The organism is Synechococcus sp. 65AY6A5 (assembly GCF_002760415.1).
Classification (GTDB): Bacteria; Cyanobacteriota; Cyanobacteriia; order Thermostichales; family Thermostichaceae; genus Thermostichus.
In genome coordinates this window covers 1,309,301-1,315,652 of record NZ_AXUW01000001.1, presented here as the reverse complement: position 1 = coordinate 1,315,652, position 6,352 = coordinate 1,309,301, and the positions used below count along the sequence as shown (strand labels likewise).

Here is a 6,352-nt window from a genome sequence, read left to right as displayed (position 1 = left end):
ATGGAAACAGAGACCCTGGGAAAAGATTTGTCGGAGCATGCCTCTAACCCCCAAAACCCTGAACTTTGCTGAATTTACTGAGCTTTAGGCGGTTTGGCAAAAGTCATTGAGAGGGATATAGTAGACCAAGTTTCCCCCTGATCCTTGAGTCCACCGCAACGGTTGCCGGGAAGTGAAGGGGGAAAGCGCTCGGGGGGTATTCCTCAGGGCTTTGCGGGATACCGCCTTCCTGCTCAGAGATAGGCAGGATGCGATCGCTTCTTTCCTGAACCATGTTCAGGAGAGTTCAGCGTGAATGTATCAGTACCCCTGACTTCCAACCTCTACAGCTCCCAGAGCCATTGAGGCCTAAGCCTCAGCAAATGCCCTTCTCCAGCCCCCCGACAGCACCTGCAAATCCTCCTCATCCAAGTCCGCAGGAGTGCCGGAGCGGATGAGCTCGGCAAAATCTTCGTTGGGCACCATGAAGCAGAGGGCGTAGAGGCGGCCTGGGCCGGTATTGTGGATTTCATGTACACCGGTCGGCGGTACCAGAATGCTATCTCCGGTTTTGATGGGGGCCGCTTTTCCATCGCAAATGGCCAGGCCTTCCCCCTTGAGAACAAAAAACATTTCCACAGCCATTTGATGGCGATTTGGAGGGGTTTTGCCTCCCTCATCGAAGATCTCCACACAAAAGGTTAGAGAAATCTGAGCATGAGAAGGATCGAACACGATGGCCAGGCGATTGGTATCGTGGGGGCTGATGCGAAAAGCCTGATAATCGGCAGGGGTTTTAACAATTGGGATCACACAGCGGGAAAGCGTTTGCATCCGGATCCTCCGCTCAAGAGATGAGGGGTGAATAGTGGGCAAGTGCTAACAGGGGAGAGCCGCGAGCAAATCTGAGGAGGAGGCGACAAAGCCAAAGCACTGCTTGACGTTGTAGAGGGTAGCTAGCAAACAGTATTCAGGAGAGGTGGTGGCGGCGCAGTCTTCCAGCAAAATGCAGTCGTAGCCGAGGAAATTGGCATCTTGCAGCGTGGTCATGACGCACTGGTCGATGTTCACACCGGCAAAAAAGAGGGTGGTGCGCCCCAGGTTTCTGAGAATGCTATCGAGAGGGGTATCCCAAAAGCCGCTCATGCGGAACTTATCCACCCAGATATCCTCGGGCTTGACCTCCAGTTCCTCCACCACAGCAGCGCCCCAACTGCCCCGCGTGAGGACCAAAGACCCGTTCTTAGGCAAGGGATCCCCCAGCCCTACTCCCTCTCCGGTGGGGTTGTACACATGTCGCAAGCCGGCGCTGATGTTGAGCAAGTCAGGGCGATTGCCCCAGTTCACCCACACAATCGGCACTTGAGCTTGTCGCAGGCGGGGCAGCAGGGCTTTTAGAGGGCCGATGGGAGCCCGTGCAGGTGTAACATCGACGCCAATGCTGGCCAGCCAACCGTCGGGATGACAAAAGTCGTTTTGCATGTCGATCACCAACAACGCCGCCTTGGCCAGATCCAAGCGCAGGGTTTTGCTGGAGGTGGGTAGCAGGATGGGCCGGGGATCCAAGGGCGGACGGGTGAGGTCGGCCATTTCGGCATTCACGGCCCAGGCATTGGGAGGGATCCCAAGGGTCTTCAAGGGGCGATTGGGAGTGCTCATGGATTCTCCGCTCGCGTCGCGCAGCAGTGGGATCAGGTGGGGCGGATGACCCACAACTACGCTCGACCTTAATGCACAGCCAACCTCACTTTGGAATCGTAGGCTACACTTTCTCACCTTATTGACGCATGGGATCCCCCAGGGTCAGTTGATAGGGATTAAGATGGAGACCAGGAGAAGAAAAACCGAGGAGATTTCCGAAAAGCTGCCTAGGGATTCCCCTCTGCACGCTATGCTGTAGAGACCAAGGTTATGTAGAAATATGAGCATCCTGCGGCAATATATCTTTCCTGCCCTCATCCTGCTGGTGTTTCTGTTTACCCTGGTGGTGGTGAGCATTCGCTCGTTTCTGCCGGAGGATATGGCCCAGCCTGCCCCTCTAGAAGAAGCGACGCCTGTGGCCCTTTCTGCAAATGCCTGAGGATGGCTGAACAAGGGATCCCTCTGCCTGTGGGTTATCGTTGGCGCATCGGTTCAGCCTGGGATCGGCCCTGGGTGCGACGAGGATTGCAGGCCACGTTGCAGGAATCTTTTCCAGAACAAAGCAACTGGGATCACCTAGAAGAGACGCTGGATCGCCTCTTCGACCCCCCCCGCACCCCCTGCTGGTGGATCTTGAAAGAAGAAACTGCAGAGCCGGTGGGCTGTGTTTGGGCCGGCATCTCCACAGATCAAGCCACCCATCGGCGGGTGGCCTACGTCTTTTTGCTCTGGGTGGATCCCGCCCATCGTCGGCAGGGCCTGGGCAGAGCTTTGATGCAACAGGTGGAACGCTGGGGATCCCAGCAGCAGCTGGCGGCCATCACCCTGCAGGTTTATCGCCATAACCAGGCTGCCCTCAATTTCTACAAGCGGGCCCATTTCTCCGTGCAAGGCTACTGGCTGTACAAACCCCTCGGCGCTGCTGGCGTGGCAGAACCAAAAGGTTATGAAGTTTTGTAAATAAGCTGGGATCCGCTCTCAGTTGCTCCTTTGATGAAAGCGTGATGAAAACGATGGCATCGACCGGAGGGAAAGCCCATGTCCAGACCTGTCAAACTCAGTGAAGCTGAGGTCCAAGCCAAGCTGGAAAATCTGCCGGGCTGGTCTTTGCAGGATGGGAAGCTGCATCGTCAATTTCAGTTTCGCTCCTTTGTCGAAGCCTTTGGCTGGATGAGCAGTGTGGCCTTGGTGGCCGAGAGCATGGGGCACCATCCAGAATGGACCAATGTCTACAACCGCGTGCGGGTGCATCTTACCACCCACGATGCCGGGGGCATTACAGAACTGGACTTTACCCTGGCGCAACGCATGAACGAGCTGGCCGGCTGAACGCTTTCTCAGTACCTAACTCTAGGGATCCCTTCAGAGCCGGCTTGGCAGAGGATCCCCATTGGTTTGTTGCTGCCTCTAAGGTTGTGTCGGGAGTTGCGCTGGTCTGATAGACTAAGCCTAAGGTTAAGAAATGATAATTTTATGAACGTGCTGGTTGTGGGGGCGACGGGAACGCTGGGCCGTCAAGTGGTACGCCGAGCCATCGAAGAGGGACACCAAGTTACCTGTCTGGTGCGAAATCCGGCAAAGGCTGCTTTCTTAAGTGAATGGGGCGCTCAACTGAAGGTGGGAAATCTGCTTCAGCCCAGCACCCTCAACTCCGCCATGGAAGGCATCGAGGCGGTGATCGACTGTGCCACGGTGCGAGTAACCGACACCCTCAGCGCCCGCCAGGTGGATTGGGATGGCAAAGTTGCTCTGATCAATGCGGCACGGGCTGCCCAAGTGGGGCATTTTATCTTTTTCTCCATCATGGGTGCTCAGCACGAGTACCCTAATGTGCCCCTGATGAATTTCAAGCACCACATCGAGAAATACTTGATCGGATCCCAGATGCCCTACACCATCTTTCGTCCGGCGGGCTTTATGCAGGGATTGATCGGCCAGTACGCCATCCCGATTTTGGAAGAGCAAATTGTTTGGGTAGCCAGCGAGAGCATCCCCACGGCCTACCTCGACACCCTAGATGCAGCTCGATTTGCCGTGCGAGCCCTCAGCGTCGAAGCCGCCAAGCAGCAGGTCTTTCCCTTGGTGGGACCCAAGGCCTGGACTTCCCAAGAGGTCATCGCTCTCTGTGAGCAGCTTTCCGGCAAAAAGGCCAAGGTTCGAACCATACCACTGGGGGTCTTGCGGGGAGCGCGCAGGGTGGCCCAGTTTTTTCAGTGGAGCTGGAACATTGCCGACCGGCTGGCGTTTGTGGAGGTAATTGCCGCCAAAGAGCCGATGTATGCCGACATGACGCCTGTGTGCGAAGCCTTGGGCATTGAACTGGCTTCCCTGACCTCCCTTGAAGACTACCTGGCTGAGTATTTCCAAAAGATGTTGAAACGGATTCGCGAGCTGAAGGTTAAACAACCCAAGGTCAAGAGGCCCTTCTAGGAAACTGCAACCAAACCAGTAGCTGGGACAGGGTAAACTGGATAGCGGCCCAGCATCCCCCAGGGTTCGCCCTGGTTCTTTTCTCAGCCCCGGCTTTCTCTCTATGAGCGAGACGGTTGCCCCCTCCCCTGAAGCGACTGACCTCCATCCCGAACCGGCCATTGCCATCTCCGGCCTGACCAAAACCTATCGCACCGGCTTTTGGCTAAACAAGGTGGTCAGCCCCCTGAAGGATTTTTCTCTAACGGTAGCCCGCGGCGAAACTTTTGGGCTGTTGGGGCCGAATGGGGCCGGCAAAACCACCACGATCAAATGCCTGCTAGGGATTGTGGAGCCCACCAGCGGCAGGGGCACGCTCCTGGGCAAGCCTCTGGGGGATCGCTCCATTAAGCAGCGGGTGGGATATCTGCCGGAGAACCCCTATTTTTACGATTACCTGACGGCATGGGAGTTTCTCTATTTTGCCGGCAAGGTCTTTCGCCTGTCCGATAGCCTCCTCAAGGAGCGGATCCCGCAACTGCTGGAGCTGGTGGGGCTTTCTATCGATACGGCCCGCAAAAAGCAACTGCGCACCTACTCCAAGGGCATGCTGCAGCGCACCGGCATGGCCCAAGCCCTGATCAACGACCCGGAGCTGGTGTTCCTAGACGAGCCGATGTCGGGGCTGGATCCCATGGGCCGCTACCAGATGCGCGAGATCATCTTGTCCCTCAAGCAACAGGGCAAAACGGTGTTCTTCAACAGCCACATCTTGGGAGATGTGGAGGTGATCTGCAACCGCGTCGGCCTCATGGTCGGCGGCAAATTGGTGCAGCAGGGGACGTTGGACGAGCTGCTGGGCCAAAGCAAAAGCTACCACGTGCAAGGGCACGGCGGCGCCATCGACCAGTTCCGCGACCGCCTCGAGCACTTCTCCATCCAGGGATCCCACTGGTCGGGGGAATGGGGCGGATCCCTGCCGGAGCTGCTAACGCTTCTAAGCCAGGCGGGGGCGGTGGTGACCGATTTGCATCTGCAGCGGCAATCTTTGGAAGAATTCTTCGTCGACCAGGTGCGGGCTATTGAAGGGGATCGGCCCGTCTCTGCCTAAGTGGACTCCACCCTAGGTGTCCTGGAACGTCATTTCCGCAGCCTGGATCCCGACTCGGCGATGACGGCGCGGTAGTACTCCTCCAACTGCTGCGTGGCTGCCGACCAACTCCAGCGCTCAGCCTCTTGGCGGGCCTGCTGCCGGAAGAGCTGCCGCTGCCCGGCGCTGTCCAACAGCTGCCGCGTGGCCCGAACAAAGTCGCTGTCGGAGTCCGGCTCGAAGAGAAAGCCGTTGCGGCCGCTGTCCACCACATCGGTAATGCCGCCGCAGCGGGGGGCGATCACCGGACAGCCGGCAGCCATGGCCTCCAACAAGACCAGCCCCAGCGTCTCGGTACGGGAGGGGAACACGAACAGATCCGCGGAAGCAAAGGCCGCTGCCAGGTCTTGCCCCTGCAAGTAGCCCGTAAACACCACATCGTAGCCGGCAAAATGTTGCTCCAGGGATCCCCGCTCCGGCCCGTCGCCCACAATGGCCAGCCGCGCTTGCGGGATCTGCTCCAGCAACACCCGGATCCGCCCCACCTCTTTTTCTGCTGAGAGCCGCCCCACGTAGAGCAACAGGGGTCGCTCCGGCTGCCCTGCCGTGAGGCGGGCCCGCATCTCTGGGCTAGCAGCCTGCGGGTGAAACAGCTCCGTATCCACCCCCCGCTGCCACAGGTGTACCCGCTCGATGCCGTGGGCGCTCAACTCCTGCATCATGGCCGTCGAGGTGCAGAGGTTGAGCCGCGCCAAATTGTGTCCCAGCTTGAGGAGGCTCCACAACACCCCCTCTAGGAAACCCAGCCCGTAGTGCTTGAGGTACTTTGGCAAATGGGTGTGGTAGGAGGCCACCAGCGGGATCCCCATCGTCTGGCTGTAGTAGAGGCCCCCCAACCCCAAAACTGCCGGGTTGACCACGTGGATCACATCCGGTCGAAAACGGTTGAGCAGCTTGCCGATGGCCGGGCCAGGGGCAGCCAGCTTCAACTCCGGGTACAAAGGCAAGGGGAAGCCCGGGATCCCGTAGACCCGTGCCCGCGCAAACCGCCTGGGGGCTCCCTGAGGCGCGACGATAAGCACCGAGTTGCCGCGAGCCGTTAGATGGCGCACTGTGTGGCAAAGCCGCGTGACGATGCCATCCACCTTGGGCAGAAACGTCTCCGTAAACAGGGCTATGCGCATTGGGATCCCAAGCCTAATGAAAAGACTCTAAAGATTCTCTGAGGATGAG

The 6,352-nt window shown here is 58.2% G+C and carries 8 protein-coding genes; 5 read left to right on the top strand and 3 right to left on the bottom strand.

Annotated elements, in window-relative coordinates; translation table 11 throughout:
- Nucleotides 1-348 precede the first annotated feature (348 nt).
- Together SYN65AY6A5_RS06310 and SYN65AY6A5_RS06305 are read right to left on the bottom strand one after the other, a co-directional pair.
- The gene (locus SYN65AY6A5_RS06310; protein WP_011434408.1) at nt 349-813 is read right to left on the bottom strand and encodes a cupin domain-containing protein; all 465 of its coding nucleotides are present in this window, start codon (nt 811-813) and stop codon (nt 349-351) included.
- Between the two features lie 45 nt (nt 814-858).
- Nucleotides 859-1,638, bottom strand: a complete 780-nt coding sequence (locus tag SYN65AY6A5_RS06305; protein WP_041437718.1) for a cysteine hydrolase family protein — start codon at nt 1,636-1,638, stop codon at nt 859-861.
- Between the two features lie 262 nt (nt 1,639-1,900).
- Here SYN65AY6A5_RS06305 and SYN65AY6A5_RS13985 point away from each other — a divergent pair, with 262 nt between their 5' ends.
- From SYN65AY6A5_RS13985 to SYN65AY6A5_RS06285, 5 genes are all read left to right on the top strand, one after another.
- On the top strand, nt 1,901-2,059 hold the full coding sequence (locus SYN65AY6A5_RS13985) for a hypothetical protein (protein ID WP_011434410.1): 159 nt from the start codon (nt 1,901-1,903) through the stop codon (nt 2,057-2,059).
- Nucleotides 2,060-2,061: 2 nt separating this feature from the next.
- A complete protein-coding gene (locus tag SYN65AY6A5_RS06300; RefSeq protein ID WP_099812244.1) occupies nt 2,062-2,580 on the top strand; it encodes a GNAT family N-acetyltransferase in 519 nt (172 codons plus the stop codon).
- A 78-nt stretch (nt 2,581-2,658) separates the two neighbouring features.
- The gene (locus SYN65AY6A5_RS06295) at nt 2,659-2,949 is read left to right on the top strand and encodes a 4a-hydroxytetrahydrobiopterin dehydratase (protein WP_099884075.1); all 291 of its coding nucleotides are present in this window, start codon (nt 2,659-2,661) and stop codon (nt 2,947-2,949) included.
- Between the two features lie 144 nt (nt 2,950-3,093).
- Entirely contained in the window at nt 3,094-4,050 is a 957-nt protein-coding gene (locus tag SYN65AY6A5_RS06290) for an NAD(P)H-binding protein (RefSeq protein WP_099884073.1), read from the top strand.
- 103 nt (nt 4,051-4,153) lie between these two features.
- A complete protein-coding gene (locus tag SYN65AY6A5_RS06285; protein WP_011429928.1) occupies nt 4,154-5,140 on the top strand; it encodes an ABC transporter ATP-binding protein in 987 nt (328 codons plus the stop codon).
- 29 nt (nt 5,141-5,169) lie between these two features.
- Here the strand turns inward: SYN65AY6A5_RS06285 and SYN65AY6A5_RS06280 are convergent, their stop codons facing one another.
- The gene (locus SYN65AY6A5_RS06280; protein WP_011429929.1) at nt 5,170-6,303 is read right to left on the bottom strand and encodes a glycosyltransferase family 1 protein; all 1,134 of its coding nucleotides are present in this window, start codon (nt 6,301-6,303) and stop codon (nt 5,170-5,172) included.
- Nucleotides 6,304-6,352: the final 49 nt, after the last annotated feature.

Excerpts from the sequence above, each read along its gene's own strand:
- SYN65AY6A5_RS06310 (WP_011434408.1), bottom strand. The coding sequence starts at position 813 with ATGCAAACGCTTTCCCGCTGTGTGATCCCAATTGTTAAAACCCCTGCC.
- SYN65AY6A5_RS06305 (WP_041437718.1), bottom strand. The coding sequence starts at position 1,638 with ATGAGCACTCCCAATCGCCCCTTGAAGACCCTTGGGATCCCTCCCAAT.
- SYN65AY6A5_RS13985 (WP_011434410.1), top strand. The coding sequence starts at position 1,901 with ATGAGCATCCTGCGGCAATATATCTTTCCTGCCCTCATCCTGCTGGTG.
- SYN65AY6A5_RS06300 (WP_099812244.1), top strand. The coding sequence starts at position 2,062 with ATGGCTGAACAAGGGATCCCTCTGCCTGTGGGTTATCGTTGGCGCATC.
- SYN65AY6A5_RS06295 (WP_099884075.1), top strand. The coding sequence starts at position 2,659 with ATGTCCAGACCTGTCAAACTCAGTGAAGCTGAGGTCCAAGCCAAGCTG.
- SYN65AY6A5_RS06290 (WP_099884073.1), top strand. The coding sequence starts at position 3,094 with ATGAACGTGCTGGTTGTGGGGGCGACGGGAACGCTGGGCCGTCAAGTG.
- SYN65AY6A5_RS06285 (WP_011429928.1), top strand. The coding sequence starts at position 4,154 with ATGAGCGAGACGGTTGCCCCCTCCCCTGAAGCGACTGACCTCCATCCC.
- SYN65AY6A5_RS06280 (WP_011429929.1), bottom strand. The coding sequence starts at position 6,303 with ATGCGCATAGCCCTGTTTACGGAGACGTTTCTGCCCAAGGTGGATGGC.